The organism is Roseburia inulinivorans DSM 16841, from assembly GCF_000174195.1.
Lineage (GTDB): Bacteria > Bacillota > Clostridia > Lachnospirales > Lachnospiraceae > Roseburia > Roseburia inulinivorans.
The window spans coordinates 1-19,922 of the sequence record NZ_ACFY01000147.1 but is presented as its reverse complement, the minus strand read 5'-3'; the positions used below and the strand labels follow the sequence as shown (position 1 = coordinate 19,922).

Genomic DNA, 19,922 nt, shown 5'->3' with positions numbered 1-19,922 from the left:
TATCTCCTGTATTAGTTCTTCTTATCAATATAAGAATTTTTTGCAAAAATTGACGTTTTTTTGAAAATTACCATACAAATCATATTGACGATAAAAAATTGCTATGCTAAATTGACTTTTGTATTTTGAGATTAGTTTTTCTAATGCAAAACAAGGAGGATTATATGAAAAAGGCATTAAGTATTTTATTGGCAATGGGAATGACTGTCGGTATGGTGGCAGGATGTGGAGACACAGCAGACAACAGCAGTGCAGCAGCTTCTACAGAGGCTGGTACAGATGGCACACAGGCAGCAGCTTCCGCAGCAGATATCAAAGTCGGTGTTATTTATATCGGTGATGAGAACGAGGGATATACAGCAGCTCATATGGCAGGTATTGATGAGATGGCAGCAAACCTTGGATTATCAGATGACCAGATTATTGAGAAGACGACGATCCCGGAGGACGAGAAAGCATATGATGCAGCAGTGGATCTTGCAGAGCAGGGTTGTGATATTATTTTTGCAACAAGTTTTGGACATGAGACATACATTTTACAGGCAGCACAGGAGTATCCGGACATTCAGTTCTGTCATGCAACAGGTTTTAAAGCGGCAGGTTCAGGACTTGCAAATATGCACAACTACTTCGATGCTATTTACGAAGCACGTTATGTATCCGGTGTTGTTGCAGGTATGAAATTAAATGAGATGATCGAGAATGGTACTATCACAGCAGATCAGGCAAAAATCGGTTATGTAGGTGCATTCCCATATGCAGAGGTTATTTCAGGATTCACATCTTTCTACTTAGGTGCTAAGAGCGTATGTGAATCTGTTACAATGGAAGTTCAGTATACAAACAGCTGGGCAGATATGACAGCAGAGGGCGAAGTTGCAAATCAGCTGATCGCAGATAACTGTGTACTGATCAGCCAGCATGCCGATACAACAGGTGCTCCATCAGCATGTGAGACAGCAGGTGTTCCTTGTGTTGGTTACAACGTAGATATGACATCTGTTGCTCCGGACGCAGCATTGACATCTCCTACAAATAACTGGGGTGTATATTATACTTACGCTGTACAGTGCGTATTAGATGGAAAAGCAATCGACACAGACTGGTGCAAAGGATTCTCTGAGGATGCAGTCAGAATCACTCCGGTCAATGAGGCTGTTGCAGCAGAAGGAACAGACGCAAAAGTAGAAGAAGTAGAAGCAGCATTAAAAGATGGTTCTCTTCATGTATTTGATACATCTACATTTACAGTAAACGGATCTTCCTTAGAAGACCTGATCGCAGAAGGCGGAGATTACGCAAAATATGCTGATTACGTTTCAGACGGTTATTATCATGAATCTGAATTGGCATCTGCACCATCCTTTGATATTATCATTGATGGCATCACATCTCAGGCAAACTAATTTTTAAGATAAACCGGCAGGGCACAGATGGTTTCTGTGCTCTGCAATGATAGAAATATTGGAAGAAAACAGAGAAATCCTTTCAAGATACAGATTGAAAGGATTTTCGTATTTAGGAGGATTACTTGTGGAAACAGGAAACGCTATTGAACTGAAAGGTGTAACCAAACGTTTCGGTGACGTGATTGCGAACGATAACGTGAATCTGACCGTCAGGAAAGGTGAAATTCTTTCGATTTTAGGAGAGAATGGTAGTGGAAAGACTACGTTGATGAACATGCTTTCCGGAATTTACTTCCCGGACGAAGGAGAAGTTTATGTGGATGGAAAAGAAGTGACCATCCGCTCCCCAAAAGATTCCTTCGCACTCGGTATTGGAATGATTCATCAGCATTTCAAGCTGATCAATATTTTGACAGCCGCCGAGAATATTATTTTAGGTCTGCCTGGAAAAGAAAAACTGAATATGAAACAGGTAGAGAAAGAAATCAGGGAACTGACAGAACAGTATGGATTTGACCTCAATCCGTCCCAGAAAATTTATGACATGTCTGTCTCACAGAAACAGACCGTAGAGATCGTAAAAGTACTTTACCGCGGGGCAGACATTCTGATCCTCGATGAACCGACAGCCGTATTGACACCGCAGGAGACTGAAAAATTATTTGCAGTCCTCAGGAACATGAGGAAAGCAGGAAAATCCATTATTATCATCACACATAAATTAAATGAAGTATTGGAACTTTCTGACCGTGTCGCAGTGCTTCGAAAAGGAAAATATATTGATACGGTAGAGACGGCGAAGGCAACCGTAGAATCACTCACAGAGATGATGGTCGGCGAGAAAGTAAAACTGGATATCAACCGTACCGAGCCTGTAGGAGCAGAAAAACGTATTGAGATGCGTGGCATTACGTGTAAGAACAAGGAGGGACTTAAGGTTCTGACAGAGGCTTCCTTCACCGCCTACAGTGGGGAAATCCTTGGCGTGGCAGGAATTTCAGGAAGCGGACAGAAAGAATTATTAGAGTCCGTTGCAGGACTTCAGCCGATCGAGAGCGGCGAGATCCTTTATTTTTCCCCGGAGGGTACGACAGAAAAAATCTCCGAGATGAAGGCGGAGGATATTAAAAATCTTGGTATCACATTATCGTTTGTGCCGGAAGACCGTCTTGGAATGGGACTTGTTGGTTCCATGGATCTGACAGATAATATGATGATCCGAAGCTATAAGGAAGGCAGACATTTCTTTGCCGACCGTAAATCTCCAAAGAAACTTGCAGAAGATATTGTGGAGAAATTAGATGTTGTGACACCGGGTGTGGATACTCCGGTCAGCAGGCTTTCCGGCGGTAATGTACAGAAAATCCTTGTCGGCCGTGAGATCGCAAGCAATCCGACCGTGCTGATGGTTGCGTATCCGGTCAGAGGACTTGACATCAATTCATCATACACGATTTACAATCTGTTGAATGACCAGAAGAAAAAAGGAGTTGCAGTCATCTGTGTAGGTGAGGATCTGGATGTCCTGCTGGAACTTTGTGATAAGATTTTAGTATTGAACAGTGGAAAAGTTGCGGGTATCGTGGATGCGCGTACTACAACGAAGGAAAAACTGGGACTGATGATGACTGGTTTGACGGAGGATAAGAATGAGTAAGGAAAACGTGATTTCGAAGAAAGAACCTTTTGCACGTATGGTAAAGAGAGACCATATCAGTGTGGGAAAAGCATGGGCAATCCGCCTGATTGCAGTTGCATTGTCACTGGTAGTAGCGGCACTTGTGATCGTGGCGATCACAAAACAGAATCCGATCGAAGTATATCTTGGAATTATTGATGGAGCAGTTGGAAGCAACCGGAGGATCTGGGTGACCATCCGGGAAATGATGGTGCTTTTATGCATTGCAATTGGTCTTACCCCTGCATTTAAAATGAAATTCTGGAACATCGGTGCAGAAGGACAGATTTTAATGGGTGGTACAGCGGCAGCGGCAATGATGATCTACTTTGGCGAAAAAATGCCAAACTGGTTATTACTGGTCGTGATTTTTGTTGTCAGTGGTCTGGCCGGACTGATCTGGGGTGTGATCCCTGCCATTTTTAAAGCATATTTTAATACCAATGAGACTTTATTTACCCTGATGCTGAATTATGTTGCAATGCAGATCGTAACGTTCTGTATTGTATTCTGGGAGAATCCATCCGGTTCTAACACCGTTGGTATTATCAATGCAGCAACAAAAGGAGGATGGTTTCCAACAATTTTTGGCAATGCATATACATTAAATGTTATCATTGTTTTAATAATTACATTAGTAGTTTATATTTATATGAAATATTCCAAACAGGGATATGAGATCTCGGTTGTCGGAGAAAGCCAGAATACTGCAAGATATGCAGGGATCGATGTGAAGAAGGTCATTATCCGTACAATGATGATCTCCGGTGCGATCTGTGGAATTGCCGGTGCAGTGATCGTCAGCGGTGCGAGCCATACCATCTCGACAAGTACAGCAGGTGGACGGGGATTTACTGCGATCATTGTTGCATGGATGTCAAAGTTTAATCCACTTGCGATGATCCTTGTTTCCGGATTCCTTGTATTTATGCAGCAGGGATCGATCCAGGTGGCATCGCAGTTTGGTCTGAATGAAAATGCATCAGATATTATTACAGGTATTTTATTGTTTTTCCTGATCGGATGTGAATTCTTTATTAACTACAAATTAGAGTTCCGTAAGAAAGGAGAGAAATAGAATGACATTATTACTGACGTTTATACAGAAGGCGATCGGACAGGGAGTCGCTATTTTATTTGGTGCTTCCGGAGAGATCGTCACAGAAAAATCCGGTAACTTAAACCTCGGAATTCCGGGAATTATGTACATGGGTGGTATCGCCGGACTTATGGGTGCTTTCTTTTATGAAAAAAGTACAGAGACGCCAAACGGAGCCATCGGGGTGCTGGTTTCACTGCTGTGTTCCCTGATCGCATCTGCCCTGGGCGGGCTGATCTACAGTTTTCTGACGATCACACTCAGAGCGAACCAGAATGTGGTGGGACTTGCACTTACGACATTTGGTGTTGGATTCGGTAACTTCTTCGGTGGTTCCATTTCCAAGCTGGCTGGAGGTGTCGGACAGATTTCCGTTCAGACAACGGCGGCTGCATACCGCACCACGATTCCGGGACTCTCAAAGATCCCGGTGATCGGAACACTTTTCTTTTCTTATGGATTCCTGACATATCTGTCCGTTATCGTGGCAGTTGTCATGACTTACTTTTTGAAGAAAACAAGAAGAGGACTGAACTTAAGAGCTGTCGGTGAAAGCCCGGCAACAGCGGATGCAGCAGGTATCAATGTCTCAAAGTATAAATATGTTGCCACAGTAACCGGCGCGGCGATCGCAGGTCTTGGAGGTCTTTATTTTGTTATGGAGTATCTGGGTGGTACCTGGTCGAACAATGGATTCGGTGACAGAGGATGGCTTGCGATCGCACTGGTGATCCTGGCATTGTGGAATCCGGATCATGCGATCTGGGGATCTTTTGTGTTTGGTGGATTATATATTTTATATATCTATCTTCCGGGATTGAACAGGGCAACACAGGAGCTTGTAAAAATGCTTCCGTATGTTGTGACGATTATCGTCCTGATCATCACAAGTAAGAGAAATAAACAGGAAAATCAGCCGCCGGCAAGCCTTGGAGAAGCATATTTCAGGGAAGACCGGTAAAAGGCATGAAAAGGAAGCGAAGCTGCCTGGGTGCAGCCGCTTCTTTTTTTGTTTTGCAAATAGCTGGAAAACAGTGAAAAGTATGCTATAATAAAGAATGCCGGGCGATTTTATGCTTGCGTCTGAATCATACATCATGTAATATGTTAGATAGACTTCATTTTTGAAAAACAAGGAGGAAATTATGGAAAACGAGACTGTCTCTAAGAATTTTATTGAGCAGATGATTGATAAAGATATCGAGGAGGGATACTGCCATGAGGTTCACACCAGATTCCCACCGGAACCAAATGGTTATCTTCATATTGGACATGCAAAGTCCATTCTTTTAAACTATGGGCTGGCACAGAAGTACGGCGGAAAGTTCAATCTTCGATTTGATGATACAAACCCGACCAAGGAGAAAACAGAATTTGTAGAGGCGATCCAGTCTGATATTGAATGGCTCGGCGCTGACTGGGAGGGAAGACTTTTCTTTGCATCGGATTATTTTGACCAGATGTATGAAGGTGCAGTAAAGCTGATCAAAAAGGGAAAAGCTTACGTATCAGACCTTTCCGCAGAACAGATCCGCGAATACAGAGGAACTTTGACAGAACCGGGCAAAGAAGACCCATACAGCACACGTTCTGTAGAAGAGAATCTGGCATTATTTGAAGATATGAAGAATGGAAAGTTCGCCGATGGTGAAAAAGTACTCCGTGCAAGGATCGACATGGCATCTTCCAATATTAATATGAGAGATCCGGTTATCTATCGTGTGGCACATATGACACACCACAGAACAGGCGACAAATGGTGCATCTATCCAATGTATGACTATGCGCATCCAATCGAGGATGCAATCGAGGGAATTACCCATTCTATCTGTACTCTGGAGTTCGAAGACCACAGACCATTATATAACTGGGTAGTTGAAGAAGTTGGCAAAGATATGATCCCGGATAAGGATGAGATGCCGCCAAGACAGATCGAGTTTGCAAAATTATACCTTACAAATGTAGTAACCGGAAAGCGTTACATCAAACGTCTGGTAGAAGAAGGCATCGTTGACGGATGGGATGATCCTCGTCTGGTTTCGATCGCAGCACTCAGAAGAAGAGGATTTACACCGGAATCCATTAAGATGTTCGTTGATCTCTGCGGAATCTCCAAAGCAAACAGTTCTGTCGATTATGCAATGCTTGAATACTGTATCCGCGAGGATTTAAAATTAAAGAAACCGCGTATGATGGCAATCCTTGATCCGGTCAAAGTAGTGATCGATAACTATCCGGAAGGACAGATAGAATATCTGGATGTTGTGAATAACCTTGAAAACGAAGAACTTGGAAGCAGAAAAGTGCCATTTGGAAGGGAAATCTACATTGACCGTGAGGACTTTATGGAAGAGCCGCCAAAGAAATATTTCCGTATGTTCCCGGGAAATGAAGTCCGTCTTATGAACGCATACTTTGTAACATGCAATAGCTTCGTGAAAGATGAGAACGGTAAAGTGACAGAGATCCACTGTACCTACGATCCGGCTTCCCGCGGAGGAAACAGCCCGGATGGACGTAAAGTAAAAGGAACGATCCAGTGGGTATCTGCTGAGAAGAATGTAAAAGCAGAGATCCGGCTGTATGAAAATATTGTGGATGAAGAGAAGGGTGTATACAATGAGGACGGAAGCCTGAACCTGAATCCAAACTCACTGACAGTATTAAAGGACTGTTATGTAGAGGAGAATCTTGCAGACGCAAAGGCTTATGACAGCTTCCAGTTTGTGCGTCAGGGATTCTTCTGTGTAGATGCAAAAGATTCTACACCGGAACATCTCGTATTTAACAGGATCGTTTCGCTGAAGAGTTCATTTAAATTACCGTCAAATAACTAATTTACGATCAAGAAAAGCAGTCAATATTGGAGGAACGTATATGAATTTATTCAAGGGACTAGAAAAGTTCGGTCTGAAGACAGAGGGTACAGAAAATCTGTTTGAAGAAGAAAAAAGGACCAATGCATCAACAGAGCAGGGAGAGGCAAAAGAAGAAATACCTTCTGAGGAATCATTTCTGTTAGAAAAATCAGTGCGCTGCACTGTGTGCGATAAAGTGTTCAAAACAAAAATGATCAAAAACGGAAGAGTGAAACGTCTCGAACCGGATTTTGATCTGAGACCAAGATTTATGTATATTGATACTTTAAAATATGATGTTGCATCATGTCCAAACTGCGGTTATACAGCAATGAACCGCTACTTTGAACATCTGTCATCGGTCCAGATCAAACTGATCAAAGAGAAAATATGTGCAAATTTTAAGCCGACTGGTGAAGAACCGGCGGTATATGATTATGATACGGCAATTAACCGTTACAAACTCGCACTGTTTAATACTCTAGGTAAAAAAAGGAAAAGCAAGTGAGAAGGCATATACCTGTCTTAAGATTTCATGGCTCTATCGTGGAAAGTTAGAGGGCATGGATGAGAAGGATGCTTCGCTGGAACAGGAACGCAGGGAGTGTCTGGAGCAGCAGGAGGCATTTTATAATCAGGCTTATGAAGGCTTTTTAAAAGCAGTATCAACAGAGATGTTTCCAATGTGTGGCATGGATCAGACAACAGTAGATTACCTGTTAGCTGTTATGTCAAAGCATTTCAAACGTTACGATACTGCGTCCAAATGTATTTCCAGGATCTTGTCTACAAGCTCTGCTTCTAAGAAGATGAAGGATCGTGCATTCGATCTGAAAGAGGAGATCATCCGGGAAATTAAGGATTCCAAAGCGTAAAAGGCGGCAGGGGAAGACCAGACATCAGAATTGGCAAAGAGTAAGAGGATTGCAATGAACGAGATTATGATTGATCTGCAGGGGGGCGCGAAAGCGCCCCTTTATGAAAAAATATATGAATATATAAAAAATGAGATCGTTGACGGTAAGATTTCCAAAGGGGAAAAATTACCGTCAACCCGTTTATTGGCAAAAAATCTGTCTGTGAGCCGCAGTACGGTGGAACTGGCATACGATCAGCTTTTGGCAGAAGGGTATATTGAGGCAGAACCATACCGGGGATATTTTGTCTGCGATGTTGAGGCGCTGTATCAGTTAGAACAGCGGAACCATATGCAGGAAAAACTGCAGGCAGGGCAGGACTGGCAGCCGGGATGGAAAACTGAGATAAAACATGGAGCAGGATCTTCAAAACAGAAGGAAATTGATTTTTCCCCTTACACGATCGATACGCAGAATTTTCCGTACAATGTCTGGCGGAAACTGCATAAAAATGTCCTGCTTGATGACAGGGAAGAAATTCTTTTGTCGGGAGATGGACAGGGAGATCACGAACTGCGCATGGCAATTGCAGATTATCTTCATCAGGCAAGAGGTGTGAATTGTGTCGCAGAACAGATCATAATCGGCGCAGGTAATGAATATTTAGAACTTCTGCTTGCGCAGGTGTTAGGGGAAAAGAAGACCGTACTGATGGATGATCCGACTTATCTGCAGGCGTACCGCACTTTTTCCAATATGGGTTATCTGGTGAAAAATATTCCGGCAGAGCAGGGGAGTATGCCGATCGAGGCGGTGCGCAGGGAAAACGCAGATATCTTATATGTTATGCCGTCACACCAGTTTCCTTTGGGAACAGTCATGCCTTTAAAACAGCGGCTGGAACTTTTGAAATGGGCATCGGAGAAAGAAGGCAGATATCTGATCGAGGATGATCATGACAGTGAGTACCGTTATAAAGGAAAGCCGATCCCGTCGTTACAGAGTATTGACCACGAGGAGAAGGTGATATATCTGGGTACTTTTTCAAAAAGTATTGCGCCGTCCCTGCGAATCAGCTACATGGTTCTTCCGTTGCATTTGTTAAAAAAATATCAGGAATCATGCAGCTTCTATTCCACAACCGTTTCAAAAATCCAGCAGGAAGTATTGCGGGAATTCATCCGGGGAGGATACTTTGGCAGACATTTAAATAAAATGCGTGGAATTTATAAAAACAAGCATGATTTTTTAGTCGGCGAATTGAAGAAAAAAAACTGGGTGCAGAATATTGCAGGGGATAACGCAGGACTGCATGTGCTTGTGCAGGTGAATACAACGCTTACAGAGGAAGAAATCTGTAAAAAAGCCGCAGAGTGCGGAATCCGCCTTATGGGTATCAGAGAGCATTATATTCACACACCGCCGGAGGGAAGACCGGTACTCTTGTTAGGATATGGAAAACCGGACGAACAGGAAATACAAAAAGGGCTGGAAGTGCTTGAAAGCATTGTTCTGGAAAATAGAATTCCCCTGCCACTTAGGTAGCAGAGGAATTGATAATAAATGTTAATCGTTTCCTGTTTTAACAGAATTTAGGAAAAGGGTAGACGGCGTGTTATTCATCGCTTACAAAGAAGGGAAGAAAAATTGGAAGACTTCTATTTTAATAGAAAACAAAAAGTGAAATACCGTTTGTCAGATAGAAATTCCTGACAGCCGGTATTTTGATTTGCAAAGGATTATATGTGTTGATGAAGGAATTAAGTATTAATTAGTGCGTATTACTTAAAACAACATTGCAGTTAAATTCGGTTTGCGAGTAGCTGATTTTTAAGAAACCTTCATATTTCTTAACACTATTTTCAACATTGTAAAGACCAGTTCCATAGTCTTTAGAAGAGAATGTTCCGCATTTTGTGTATGAATTGCAACTATTTTTGACGTTGATTATAACAAAGTTATTATGGGAACTAATTATTACTGATACTTCTTTATTGGTTTTGCAAAGAGCACTAGCAGATAAGGCGTTTTCAAGCAAATTTGAAAATATAGTTGTGATGTCAATGTCATCCATAAATCTAAAATCAGTTTGTTCAACGGTACATTTATACAGAATGCCGTGTTGTTCTGCAAAAATCTTTTTTTCGTTCAGTATAAGATTTAGAACTGTATTATTGCTGTATGGGAATAATACAAAATCTGATATAAGTCTATCCATTCCTTTGATATAGTTATCTGCTTTTTCAAATTCATTGCTTTTATATAGTTGCTCTATCGTATTAACATGCTTATCTATGTCATGTATCATTTGTAACGATTTCTGATAGTTTGCGTCTAATTGTTTATAATATTTAAGTTGTAAGTTTGCTTGCTGCTCTGATCGGGCTATTTTAGACTTTAATTTTTGATTTTCAATAATGTATTCAAGTAGCCACATAATATGAAGATTAATAAATACGGTAATTATAATTGTTAAATATCCTATATATTTGTCAGACTCCGGTATTGTAACAGAATAACCTATTTTAGCGTTTAAGCAAATGTTTACTATACTACAGAATGATAATAAAATATATAAAATCAATTGTTTCATAGGAAGTACACTATGCTGTTTTGACAAATAACGATTCTTGGTTACCTGGTATAAACATATAATTAATAATTTTGAAATAGCCATTTTAAAAACGGAATGTGCTGGTTCGCATAATGGAAACTTAATAAAAATCAAAAACAATTCATATAGAGCGACCCCTATTGTTTCAAAAAAAGTTAAAAGAAATATGAAAAAGTATAAATCCAGGAGTAAAGTTTTCTTTGAACTCCATGGATCATAAAATAGTAAGCATATAACAGGTGTAAGAATGATAATCCAACTTGCAAAATTTAAAATAGGGTAATTAAAAAGATTTATAATTCCAATTAAGACTCCGACGGAAATGGTAACTATATTATAAATCCATTTTTGTGAATATATAGAGTTAAAATTTATTTTAAAATGATCAAAAATTAGTTGTGCAGAAACATAACAATTAATTACAGAAACAAAGTAAATGATATAAGTATTCATAAAAGGATCTCCCTTTATAGTATTAACATTTTTTCTAAATAATTGTTTAGAGCATTTTTGAATAGTACGGCACGTTTTTGAGACAAAGGAATCCTTATCCCATTGGTCATTAATAATTCGTAGTTTTTTATATCCTTTACATATTTTAAATTAACTACAAAACTTTGATGTGGCATAAAAAAGTTATAACTCGCCATGTCAATATCTATATTTCCGATTTTTTCATTAAAATGATAATCACCGCTTTTACTGCATATCTTGACATATCGTTTCTTTATATATTCAAAAAAATATATATCATCTATATTAAATTCGGTCAATCCTTGCTCATAAGTTATGAAACGCGCAATATAAAGGGGATCATTATTTTGTGATTCATAAATAAGAATGTCATTAAGTTGTTTATAAATGATTTTTTTTGAAATTGGTTTAGTAAGGAATGCAAAAGAATGTACATTATTATGTGCCGTTTCATGATATTGTTTATAATTCGTAATATAAATTATATATGTAAATGCATTCAATTTTCGGAGCTGAGTACCTATATCTATGCCGTTTTCTGTTTGTAAAATAATGTCCAAGAAGATAACGTTATATTTTAGTGATGATTCTAACAATTTTTTGCCGGAATCATATAAATCAACGGATATGGATATATTATTTTCGGTGGCAAATTCTTCTATGCATTTTTGAATTGAACTGAGTACAATCTTGTCATCATCACAAATAGCAACAGTAAACATTTTTTACCTCTTTTATTATATTTGTAGTAGGAAGCAACTAATCTGATACAAATTATAACATATATCGTGAGAATACACTATGAAATAGTTGTGTATGTTAGGGCGAAAAACTGTATATCGGGGCATACTTATTGTTTTTATTCAAAACTCTTTTATAATATAAAAAAAATTTTTTGAGGAGGATTTGTATGAAAATAAAAGGGTTATTAATAATTGTAATATGTATGATAGGTCTATCGGGATGTACTTCAAAAGGATTTGATATTGAAAGAGTATATCAATTTGTTGAGATACAGTCATCAAATGGTAAAGAGATAGGAACTATAGTGAATTCGGATGATTTAGAATTTTTTTTTGAGGAAATGAAATTTCAAGAATGGAAATATATTGAAGAAAAAGAAGATTTTGGTAAATGTATTTACAAATTTATAGCTTATGAATTTGTAAAAGATGATGAAGAGTACTATATTAGGGAAGACCCATATGAGTTATATAAAGTAGATGACAACTATTATATTATTCAAGATAGTGATGTTATTTCCATTCCAAAAAGCGCGGGGCAATTTTTGAATTCAATTGAAAATAAAATTACAATAACTCAACCTATATCAGAAGACATTCTGGATAATTGGGAAAATAGAATTGTCAATAATACGGATAGTAGTTATGGAACAAAGAAAAAAACATATAATGATGAAACAATTGTTTCTAATATCACTAAAATAGTTATAAGTGATGAAGATGAATTAGATATAAAAATAGATAACAAGGAAGAGATAACGGCATTCATTGAAGGCTTAGATACAGATAGTTGGAGTTCAATAGATGATATACCAAACGATGCGATTTTAAGGCGTAATATATCAGCATATTCGTTTAGGAGAAGAACTAAAGAAAAGGTTTTGACCACAATGTATACGATTATGTTATATGAAGCATCTAATAATGAATATTTTATAAGTGAGACTATTCCAGATAATGGTACACAGGACGGAGATTATATTGAATATTATACTATTCCCAAAAGCGTAGCAGATTTTATTTTACAAACTGAATAATAGATAAGCGTTTAAAAAAGGAGATAGCCGTTGTGGCTATCTCCTTTTATTGTTAGGGCAAGGCCCTGTTTCCAGGATGGAGTTTTTCGTGTTCCGAAAAATGGAATGCTGGAAACAAATAAACCACTTGCTATGCGAGTGGTTGGAAATGCTTTAGCTTACAGAAAAAAACCTCCAATGCTATAATAATGCAGGTTCGCCAACCGCATTACAAGCAGAGGAGGTATCCATATGGATATAAATAGTTTAGCACACACGAAAGTACAGTTTACAAGGGACTACACAGGGTAGGTATCTGACGGGAGGGGTTCCGCCCGTCAGATTTTCCATGTGATATTCAAGCTGTCGCTTGTGGCGGCTATGGTGGTAATCATTAAATCCACCACCCGCCGCTTGTCGTCAAAGGATACATTCTCCCAAGTGTCAAGGTAGCCGGAAATCTGGCTGACCTGTTCCGGGCTAATGGCTTCCACCGTTAGTTCCGCTATCCTCGCCAGAAGTTCCTGTTTGCGCCCGTCCAGTTCCGCTATCTTCACATTCACATAGGAGAGCAGCACATTGTTTGCGCTCGTCAGACTGTCCACCAGTTTTTCAATCTCGCCGTCCACATGGGCAAGTTCCACTTGCAGGGCGGCAATTTTAGGGTTTGCCTTTGCCGCTTTCTTTCTGCCTGTCAGCGTCTTGTGCTTTTCCAGCTTTTTCACCATCTGCTGGTAAACCACTGCTTCCAGCTCCGAAGTGATGATTTTCCCGCACCCGGCACAGCTTTTATTGTCCAGCCGCTTTGTGCAGCGGAGATATTGCTTTCCCACAGGATTGTTAATGCTCATAAGGGCATACCCGCAGTTCCCGCACTTGATTTTTCCCGCCAGCCATGTATGGGTGGCTTTTCGGGCAGACTGGATTTTCATGTTGTTCATCAGCTTCTTGCGGCAGGTCAGCCAGATGTCGGAGGGGACAATGCCCTCATGGGGAGCCAGTACCAGCATTTGGTCTTTCAAGTCGTTCTTTTTGCTGGGCTTCACATCCCGCCCTTGATACAGATAGCAGCCGTTCATGCCTGTAAAATCGGCGGCGTCATTGACAATGACTGTCCCTTGACTTTTGAAAAACTCGTACACATCAAGGTCTGCCTGCACATAGACAGGATTGCGTAACATCTGCGCCAGCGTGGGGCGTATCAGCTCTTTTCCATGGAACAAAATCCCCTGTTCCGCAAAGTACCGGGTAATGTCCCCATAGGAGGTAGTGGGCTGGGCGTACATCTCAAACATCAGCCGGATATTTGCCGCTTCATCTGGATTTACCACCAGCTTCTTTGTGTTGATACCATCCATCTTGATTGGTTCGGTGTGGAAGCCGTAAGGGGCTTTCCCACCCATCTTGAAACCTCGCTGGCTGCGGGAATAGTAAGCGTCCGTTACCCGCTTCTGTATGGTTTCCCTCTCAAGCTGGGCGAACACGATACAAATATTCAGCATCGCCCGCCCCATCGGGGTGGAGGTATCAAACTTTTCCGTAGAGGACACAAACTCTACATTGTACTGTTGGAACAGCTCCATCATGTTGGCAAAGTCCAGAATAGAACGGCTGATACGGTCGAGTTTGTAAACTACGACCTTTGCAATCAAGCCCCGCTTGATGTCCCGTACCAGTTCTTGAAACTTCGGACGGTCTGTGTTTTTGCCGCTGTACCCTTTGTCTGTGTATTCCTTGCAGTTACCGCCTTTCAATTCATATTTGCAAAATTCAATCTGGCTTTCAATGGAAATGCTGTCCTTTTTGTCTACCGATTGTCTTGCATAGATTGCGTCTATTCGATTGTTCATATTGTCGCTCCTTTTCTTAAAAAAGAAACGGAGCTGCTGACACCTTTATTATACCGTCAGCAGCCCCGCAAATCAACGATGGCTTCGGAAAATCTTATGCCCCGGCTTCCTCGCTCTGCCGTTTGTCGGCATACTTGCGGAACACCTCATAAAGCTGCTGTTCCAGCTCCCGGCGTTTTGCCGCTTCCTGCTCCGGCGTGAATACCGGGGAGAGATTTTCCAGCGTGATTTCCTTTCCCTGAAAAGTCACGACTTCGGTTTCTTTCTTGTATCTGATATGCTCCATAGTACCTCCGTATTTAATTTTCAAAGTGCAGTGCCGCCATGCTGCGGCGTGAAATGTTTTCTGTCATCAATCACCGTTCCCTTGTGTGCCGCTGTTGGCGTTTCAGTTCTGCCAGCACCTCCGGTGGGATACGGTCTACCAGCCGCTGAATGTCTTTCAGCTCGCTTTCCAGCTTTGCTCGTTCCATTGTATCTTTCATCTTGCCTTTTTCGCTGGCTTTGGCTCTGGCTTCCAACTGTTCATTTTCTGCCAAGAGGTCGTTTATCGTGACCTTGTATTTTTTGAGCTGCCATGAGAAGTTCTCCATCTGCGGAAACCACTTTTTCAGCAGGAAGAGGGCTTCCTCTTTCTTCTTTCCGGCATTGAACGGGGTAATACAGTCCAGCGTGGCTTCAATGGCTTTTGCCTGTTTGGAGAGATTGACCGCCTGCTTGAACAAACGGGTAGGGATATGCTTCCTGCCTGTCTTGCTGGCACTTTCTCCACGCTCCAAGTCGGGATATTTCTCCACCATATAGGCGTGAAAATCGTCCTGCCATTTTGTGAGGTTGGCTCTGTTCCCAATAATCTCCTTTGCACACAGGCGGTTGTCCTCTGTCAGCGGGACAAAGACCAAATGCAGGTGGGGCGTTTTCTCGTCCATGTGTACCACCGCCGACACGATATTTTCTTTCCCTACCCGCCCGATTAAGAAATCAGCCGCCCTCTGGAAAAACGCCTGTATCTCCTTTGGGGATTTTTTCTTGAAAAACTCCGGGCTGGCGGTTATCAGCGTATCGACAAAACGGGTGCTGTCCTTGCGGGTGCGGCATCCGGCTTGTTCAATGCGGCTCTGAATGAAATGGTAATAGCGGCCCTCTGGCTTAACGATATGGAAGTTGTACTTGCTCCGGCTGGTGTCAATGTCGGGATTACTGGCGTACTGTTCCTTTTGCCGTTCGTGATGGGCTTCCAGCGGTCTTGCCGGATTGCCCTTGTGTTTTTCAAATCGCAAAATTGCGTGTTGTGCCATGAAACTCCTTTCCCCATTCCGTTCCTTTCCGGGACTTTTCCACAGGAAAATCCCGCAGAAAATATCTCGGATAGGAAGGGAATGGATAGAATATAAATCAATATTTTTATTTCTGTATTTCTATATACCGTCCGATTTTCGTACTTCAAGAGGATTGATTATCGTACTCTATGAGTGCAGTTTTCAGTCCTCTGGCGTTCCATAACCGGATTTCTTGAAGTCGGTGTTTGGAACCGCTTCGTAGGATTTTGGGTAAATGCGGTTGGGTTTTCCACAGCCCTGCTTCTGGATTTCCACCAGTCCGGCATATTGCAGCTCCCGCAGGGTATTGACCGCCTTCTGCCGCCCGCAGTGGAGCAGCTCCACTACCTCGTTAATGGGATAGTAGAGGTAAATGCGCCCGTATTCGTCCGCCCACCCGTTTTTTCGGGATAGGTCTGTCCGGCGCAGGATAAAGGCATACAGTACCTTTGCTTCGTTGGACAGTGGCGTGAATGTGGGGGCTTCAAAAAGGAAATTCGGAAGCCGGGTAAAGCTGACCGCCTTTTCCGGCTGATGGATATAAATGGTGTTTGTCATATCGTGTTTTGTGGACGGTTAGAAGCCCGTTTCCGGGAGCAGGCGGTAGTTTCTATTGCCTGCCCCTGTTCTGTGCTTGCAAAGCCTTGTAAATCAAGGACTTTTCAGCCCCTAACTGTCCACAGTAGACCTCCTTTTCCGTTCACTTTCTGTTTTCTGCTGCCTGTGAACTCTGGCGGCACAGTCGGGACAGTATTTCGCCCGGTTGGACTTTGGGACGAACACTCTGCCGCAGACCGCACAGCGTTTTAGCTCCTTATCCTGGAAAATCTCTGCTTCCAGCGTTCCGATTTGCGGCAAGACCGACCAGCGGAACCACTTACAGCAGACCGAGAAAGAAATGGTCTGGGGGCAGGTGTGGGTATCCCCATCGTCAAGGAGCATACAGTTCCCGTCCTCATAACAGCAGCACTCCCGGCGGATCAGGGCGTTTGCCTGTTTCCTCTGTGCCGGTGTCATGCGGTAAAGGGAACCGTCCGGCTTGCGCTCTATGGGCGGCAGTCGTTTATATGGGTTCTCTTTCATGTGTTCCCTCCATTTTTCCTTAGCCGTTCTCCCCGAAAAGGCTTCCTGCCCCATTCCTGCGGCGTGTTCCCAACAGGGGCCCCCGCAAAGTCGTTGGACTTTGTGGGGAGAGGAGGCGCAGCGGAGCGAGTGAGCTTTCGCCATTTGGCGGAAGCGAATGATACGCAGCTTGCGGCGACGAGGCAAGCTCCCCACAGCTTCGGGACAAGTTGTCCCGAAGTGACCTCTGGACAAAGTGTCCAGAAGTTGGCTCCTTGCGGTGCTTCCCCTGCCGGGGTATTCCTTTTCGGACGGTCATTCGGTTTTCAAGGTGCGGCTCATCGATGAACTACCCTAAGTCTACACCTAAAAGACCGCCCGTCCCGTATATCCGAAAGGTAGGAAATCCGCCCAAAAAACTGCCTATTTCCACGCTCTCGGAATTGTGGTAAAATGATAAGTACAAAGAGACAAATCGGCGTTTGGAAAGGGGGAAGCCTATTTGATTGAGTTACAAACAGGAAAGATTACTTTCCCTGAACTGAATATAACAGTATCACCGTTATTGCATTATGCTGACTTTATTTCTGATTTTCCAAAAGATAAAATCACACAAATCAGAGATATGAGAAATGGATATATATGGTACGATATAAAAGAAAAAGTTTATGACAACAAAATCCCTGTTTATTTTTGCTTCAATCCACAGAAAAATCTTGAATTTGTTAATCTATATCCGCAGCACTTTGACTTAAATGCTATTCAGCATTGGGAATGCTGGACACCCGAAGAAGCTCAGAAAGATAAAAGGTATTGTGATGAATGGCTCATGAGGTTTTGTGGTTTGAAGAACGAAGAAAACTTGTTTTCATGGGGTTCTATTTCATCTTACTTTGACCCGCGCTCGTGCAGTAGTGGTATTTGTATTCATTACACAGAACAGAAATAAATTAAAACATGAGAAAACAGCTATTCCCATTTATTGGGCAGACAGGGGGGAGAGCATGGAACTATCCATACAGGAACGCCTAAAAGACCTGCGTGTGGAACGAGGGCTGACGCTGGAACAGCTTGCGGAGGAAACTCATCTTTCCAAATCTGCTTTAGGCAGTTATGAGGGAGACAATCTCAAAGACATCAGCCACCATGCCCTTATCCAGCTGGCAAAGGTTTATGAAGTGACCGTTGATTACCTGCTGGGACGCTCTAAAACAAAAAATCACCCAAATGCCGATCTTGCAGACCTGCATTTGAGTGATGATATGATTGAACTGCTGAAAAGCGGGCGGGTGGATAATTCCCTCTTGTGTGAACTGGCGGTACACCCGGATTTTCCCCGGCTGATGGCTGACCTCGAAATCTATGTGAACGGTATTGCTGGCAAACAAGTGCAGAGTGCAAACGCCATTGTAGATGCTGTAAGCGCAACCATTATGAAGCAGTACAATCCCGGCTTGTCCGACCCGCAGTTACGACAGCTTATCGCCGCCCATATTGACGATGACAGCTTTTGCCGCTATGTGATACAGCAGGACATAAACAAGATAGCCCTCGATCTGCGGGAAACACATAAGGACGATTTTTTCAGTGTCCCGGAGGACAACCCACTGGAAGATTTTTTGCAGACCGCAGACGAAATCGCCAGCGAGGGCGGCGACCCGGAAACAGCGTCCTTGATGTTCATTTGCAAAAGGCTCAAACTGAACTTTAAGAAGCTGTCCGAAGAAGAAAAGAAGTGGCTGAAAAAGATTGCACAGAAGTCGGACTTGCTGAAAAATCCGAACCCGCAGCGGGGGAGAAAGTAATAAATATGAAATTACAGAATGGAGGAAATCAAAAACATGAATTTCTTTAAGAAAAAGAACTCGCAGACAAATAGTAAGCTAACAAAGCCGGATATTGAAAAACTTTTACAAGAAGCATATCAAGCTAATCCTAAGTGTTACGAAAAAGAAGATGGTACACTTTTGATAGGGCTTGCGCTTACAGAAGATACCGATTCTCTTTTCCCCATCGTGCCGGAGGAGCAGTGGGCAATAGAGGGCAAGACAATTAGCGAATGGATTATTACAATGGTTAGCCTTACAAATCCACAAGGTGGAATTATCGGGCAAATGGAATACCACGAAGCCATAAAACGACTTGAACCATTTATTCTTATGAAAAAAGATAATTGGGCACTTATTAGAGCAATGACCCATGAAGAATTAGACAGTCTATTTGGAAATCTTCCTCGTAAATTATATTGATTACATACAGATTAGGAACGGATAGCAAAGCCAGCCGAGCCAGTCAACGGTCAAGATGAACGGCACATTTTATGTGCCGCCGTTGACAGTCCTGCCCGTCTTTGCTAATAGTCAATCAAGGCGGGAAAGCCTTAAAATGGCTTCCCGCCCATTTCAATTTTGAGAGAAAAATCCGTCTGCTTTTTCGTAAGTGTGGCCACAAGTTCGGGACATTTTGTCCCGAAGTCCGGCGTGGGACAAGGGACGGGGGCTTTCATATACGCCCTGTCTGCTGGCGAAACCAGTCCTGCGCTTGCGGCTCCATGCCACGCAATCACAGCCCTGTTTTCCTGCCGTTTCAAATGCCCTTGCCCTCCCCGGTGGCAACCGCATTTTCGCAGCAACGCCGACAGAGCGTATAACACACTACACTTTGCAAGCAAAGTCGTGTGCCAAGGGGCAAGCCCCTTTGGAAACCCCAGACAACAAAACAGGCTGAATATCTCGCACTTCCCCGGTGCTTGATATTCAGCCTTTATTTGTTGTCAGCAGCCCCCGTTTCGTGGTCTGCGTGTAGTTCCTTGTAAACTGACCTAAATGGAATTGTAAGTATCACATTGTTATTTGCACCAAAGTATCGCAGAAAACTAATATATGGACAGTTAAAACGTGATATAGCTAATATATTAAGCATGTTATGTAAAAGAAAAGGTGC

Annotated in this window: 20 protein-coding genes and 1 pseudogene; 13 read left to right on the top strand and 8 right to left on the bottom strand. The window is 42.3% G+C overall.

The genetic code is table 11. The features are described 5' to 3' along the window. The first annotated feature begins 164 nt into the window (after positions 1–164). The 8 genes from ROSEINA2194_RS15265 to pdxR all read left to right on the top strand — a co-directional run bounded on the left by ROSEINA2194_RS15265 (position 165) and on the right by pdxR (position 9,446). A complete protein-coding gene (locus tag ROSEINA2194_RS15265) occupies positions 165–1,406 on the top strand; it encodes a BMP family ABC transporter substrate-binding protein (protein ID WP_044928419.1) in 1,242 nt (413 codons plus the stop codon). A 46-nt stretch (positions 1,407–1,452) separates the two neighbouring features. Next, a complete protein-coding gene (locus ROSEINA2194_RS15260; RefSeq protein ID WP_007889440.1) occupies positions 1,453–3,066 on the top strand; it encodes an ABC transporter ATP-binding protein in 1,614 nt (537 codons plus the stop codon). Further along, positions 3,059–4,165 (top strand): ABC transporter permease, encoded by a 1,107-nt coding sequence (locus ROSEINA2194_RS15255; RefSeq protein ID WP_007889438.1) that lies wholly within the window; start codon positions 3,059–3,061, stop codon positions 4,163–4,165. Before ROSEINA2194_RS15260 ends, ROSEINA2194_RS15255 begins: the two co-directional genes overlap by 8 nt. A gap of 1 nt (position 4,166) precedes the next feature. After that, positions 4,167–5,147: an ABC transporter permease gene (locus ROSEINA2194_RS15250; protein ID WP_007889436.1), complete on the top strand. Its 981-nt coding sequence runs from the start codon at positions 4,167–4,169 to the stop codon at positions 5,145–5,147. A gap of 184 nt (positions 5,148–5,331) precedes the next feature. Continuing rightward, a complete protein-coding gene (locus tag ROSEINA2194_RS15245; RefSeq protein WP_044928416.1) occupies positions 5,332–7,023 on the top strand; it encodes a glutamine--tRNA ligase/YqeY domain fusion protein in 1,692 nt (563 codons plus the stop codon). A gap of 40 nt (positions 7,024–7,063) precedes the next feature. Then, complete coding sequence (locus tag ROSEINA2194_RS22255) at positions 7,064–7,552, top strand: DUF2225 domain-containing protein (protein ID WP_007889433.1); 489 nt, start codon at positions 7,064–7,066, stop codon at positions 7,550–7,552. A 55-nt stretch (positions 7,553–7,607) separates the two neighbouring features. Further along, on the top strand, positions 7,608–7,919 hold the full coding sequence (locus ROSEINA2194_RS22250) for a DUF2225 domain-containing protein (protein ID WP_007889432.1): 312 nt from the start codon (positions 7,608–7,610) through the stop codon (positions 7,917–7,919). Between the two features lie 54 nt (positions 7,920–7,973). After that, a complete protein-coding gene (pdxR, locus tag ROSEINA2194_RS15235) occupies positions 7,974–9,446 on the top strand; it encodes a MocR-like pyridoxine biosynthesis transcription factor PdxR (protein ID WP_007889430.1) in 1,473 nt (490 codons plus the stop codon). Between the two features lie 226 nt (positions 9,447–9,672). On the opposite strand, the gene ROSEINA2194_RS15230 is transcribed toward pdxR, so the two are convergent. After that, complete coding sequence (locus ROSEINA2194_RS15230) at positions 9,673–10,968, bottom strand: sensor histidine kinase (protein WP_007889428.1); 1,296 nt, start codon at positions 10,966–10,968, stop codon at positions 9,673–9,675. A gap of 14 nt (positions 10,969–10,982) precedes the next feature. Continuing rightward, entirely contained in the window at positions 10,983–11,711 is a 729-nt protein-coding gene (locus ROSEINA2194_RS15225) for a LytR/AlgR family response regulator transcription factor (RefSeq protein WP_007889426.1), read from the bottom strand. A 188-nt stretch (positions 11,712–11,899) separates the two neighbouring features. Between ROSEINA2194_RS15225 and ROSEINA2194_RS15220 the strand changes: the two genes are divergently transcribed. After that, positions 11,900–12,769, top strand: a complete 870-nt coding sequence (locus tag ROSEINA2194_RS15220) for a hypothetical protein (RefSeq protein WP_007889424.1) — start codon at positions 11,900–11,902, stop codon at positions 12,767–12,769. A 317-nt stretch (positions 12,770–13,086) separates the two neighbouring features. Here ROSEINA2194_RS15220 and ROSEINA2194_RS15215 read toward each other — a convergent pair whose 3' ends face one another. The 5 genes from ROSEINA2194_RS15215 to ROSEINA2194_RS15195 all read right to left on the bottom strand — a co-directional run bounded on the left by ROSEINA2194_RS15215 (position 13,087) and on the right by ROSEINA2194_RS15195 (position 17,000). Then, on the bottom strand, positions 13,087–14,598 hold the full coding sequence (locus ROSEINA2194_RS15215; RefSeq protein ID WP_007889423.1) for a recombinase family protein: 1,512 nt from the start codon (positions 14,596–14,598) through the stop codon (positions 13,087–13,089). A 94-nt stretch (positions 14,599–14,692) separates the two neighbouring features. Further along, positions 14,693–14,884: a hypothetical protein gene (locus ROSEINA2194_RS15210; RefSeq protein ID WP_002566025.1), complete on the bottom strand. Its 192-nt coding sequence runs from the start codon at positions 14,882–14,884 to the stop codon at positions 14,693–14,695. 70 nt (positions 14,885–14,954) lie between these two features. Continuing rightward, positions 14,955–15,896, bottom strand: coding sequence for a MobV family relaxase (gene mobV, locus ROSEINA2194_RS15205; protein WP_007889418.1), 942 nt, complete (start codon positions 15,894–15,896; stop codon positions 14,955–14,957). A gap of 183 nt (positions 15,897–16,079) precedes the next feature. Further along, on the bottom strand, positions 16,080–16,475 hold the full coding sequence (locus ROSEINA2194_RS15200; protein WP_007889413.1) for a replication initiator protein A: 396 nt from the start codon (positions 16,473–16,475) through the stop codon (positions 16,080–16,082). 111 nt (positions 16,476–16,586) lie between these two features. Next, positions 16,587–17,000 (bottom strand): cysteine-rich VLP domain-containing protein, encoded by a 414-nt coding sequence (locus ROSEINA2194_RS15195; protein WP_044928413.1) that lies wholly within the window; start codon positions 16,998–17,000, stop codon positions 16,587–16,589. 481 nt (positions 17,001–17,481) lie between these two features. Between ROSEINA2194_RS15195 and ROSEINA2194_RS15185 the strand changes: the two genes are divergently transcribed. From ROSEINA2194_RS15185 to ROSEINA2194_RS15175, 3 genes are read left to right on the top strand one after another with little or no spacing between them, the layout of a single operon-like run. Further along, positions 17,482–17,928, top strand: coding sequence for a hypothetical protein (locus tag ROSEINA2194_RS15185; RefSeq protein ID WP_007889409.1), 447 nt, complete (start codon positions 17,482–17,484; stop codon positions 17,926–17,928). A gap of 55 nt (positions 17,929–17,983) precedes the next feature. Next, positions 17,984–18,784 carry a helix-turn-helix domain-containing protein gene (locus ROSEINA2194_RS15180; RefSeq protein WP_044928408.1) on the top strand — a complete coding sequence of 267 codons (801 nt, stop codon included), beginning with the start codon at positions 17,984–17,986 and terminating at the stop codon, positions 18,782–18,784. A gap of 18 nt (positions 18,785–18,802) precedes the next feature. Next, positions 18,803–19,228, top strand: coding sequence for a DUF4299 family protein (locus ROSEINA2194_RS15175; RefSeq protein WP_007889405.1), 426 nt, complete (start codon positions 18,803–18,805; stop codon positions 19,226–19,228). A gap of 131 nt (positions 19,229–19,359) precedes the next feature. On the opposite strand, the gene ROSEINA2194_RS21315 is transcribed toward ROSEINA2194_RS15175, so the two are convergent. Next, positions 19,360–19,569: a hypothetical protein gene (locus tag ROSEINA2194_RS21315; RefSeq protein WP_044928406.1), complete on the bottom strand. Its 210-nt coding sequence runs from the start codon at positions 19,567–19,569 to the stop codon at positions 19,360–19,362. Between the two features lie 254 nt (positions 19,570–19,823). On the opposite strand from ROSEINA2194_RS21315, the pseudogene ROSEINA2194_RS20600 reads away from it, so the two are divergent. Then, positions 19,824–19,922, top strand: a pseudogene (locus ROSEINA2194_RS20600) (IS200/IS605 family transposase); the annotation flags it as partial.

Excerpts from the sequence above, each read along its gene's own strand:
- ROSEINA2194_RS15225 (WP_007889426.1), bottom strand. The coding sequence starts at position 11,711 with ATGTTTACTGTTGCTATTTGTGATGATGACAAGATTGTACTCAGTTCA.
- ROSEINA2194_RS15230 (WP_007889428.1), bottom strand. The coding sequence starts at position 10,968 with ATGAATACTTATATCATTTACTTTGTTTCTGTAATTAATTGTTATGTT.
- pdxR (WP_007889430.1), top strand. The coding sequence starts at position 7,974 with ATGAACGAGATTATGATTGATCTGCAGGGGGGCGCGAAAGCGCCCCTT.
- ROSEINA2194_RS15180 (WP_044928408.1), top strand. The coding sequence starts at position 17,984 with ATGGAACTATCCATACAGGAACGCCTAAAAGACCTGCGTGTGGAACGA.
- ROSEINA2194_RS15210 (WP_002566025.1), bottom strand. The coding sequence starts at position 14,884 with ATGGAGCATATCAGATACAAGAAAGAAACCGAAGTCGTGACTTTTCAG.
- ROSEINA2194_RS15195 (WP_044928413.1), bottom strand. The coding sequence starts at position 17,000 with ATGAAAGAGAACCCATATAAACGACTGCCGCCCATAGAGCGCAAGCCG.
- ROSEINA2194_RS15260 (WP_007889440.1), top strand. The coding sequence starts at position 1,453 with ATGATAGAAATATTGGAAGAAAACAGAGAAATCCTTTCAAGATACAGA.
- ROSEINA2194_RS15265 (WP_044928419.1), top strand. The coding sequence starts at position 165 with ATGAAAAAGGCATTAAGTATTTTATTGGCAATGGGAATGACTGTCGGT.
- ROSEINA2194_RS15245 (WP_044928416.1), top strand. The coding sequence starts at position 5,332 with ATGGAAAACGAGACTGTCTCTAAGAATTTTATTGAGCAGATGATTGAT.
- ROSEINA2194_RS22255 (WP_007889433.1), top strand. The coding sequence starts at position 7,064 with ATGAATTTATTCAAGGGACTAGAAAAGTTCGGTCTGAAGACAGAGGGT.
- ROSEINA2194_RS22250 (WP_007889432.1), top strand. The coding sequence starts at position 7,608 with ATGGATGAGAAGGATGCTTCGCTGGAACAGGAACGCAGGGAGTGTCTG.
- ROSEINA2194_RS15215 (WP_007889423.1), bottom strand. The coding sequence starts at position 14,598 with ATGAACAATCGAATAGACGCAATCTATGCAAGACAATCGGTAGACAAA.
- ROSEINA2194_RS15175 (WP_007889405.1), top strand. The coding sequence starts at position 18,803 with ATGGAGGAAATCAAAAACATGAATTTCTTTAAGAAAAAGAACTCGCAG.
- ROSEINA2194_RS15220 (WP_007889424.1), top strand. The coding sequence starts at position 11,900 with ATGAAAATAAAAGGGTTATTAATAATTGTAATATGTATGATAGGTCTA.
- ROSEINA2194_RS15255 (WP_007889438.1), top strand. The coding sequence starts at position 3,059 with ATGAGTAAGGAAAACGTGATTTCGAAGAAAGAACCTTTTGCACGTATG.
- ROSEINA2194_RS15200 (WP_007889413.1), bottom strand. The coding sequence starts at position 16,475 with ATGACAAACACCATTTATATCCATCAGCCGGAAAAGGCGGTCAGCTTT.
- ROSEINA2194_RS15250 (WP_007889436.1), top strand. The coding sequence starts at position 4,167 with ATGACATTATTACTGACGTTTATACAGAAGGCGATCGGACAGGGAGTC.
- mobV (WP_007889418.1), bottom strand. The coding sequence starts at position 15,896 with ATGGCACAACACGCAATTTTGCGATTTGAAAAACACAAGGGCAATCCG.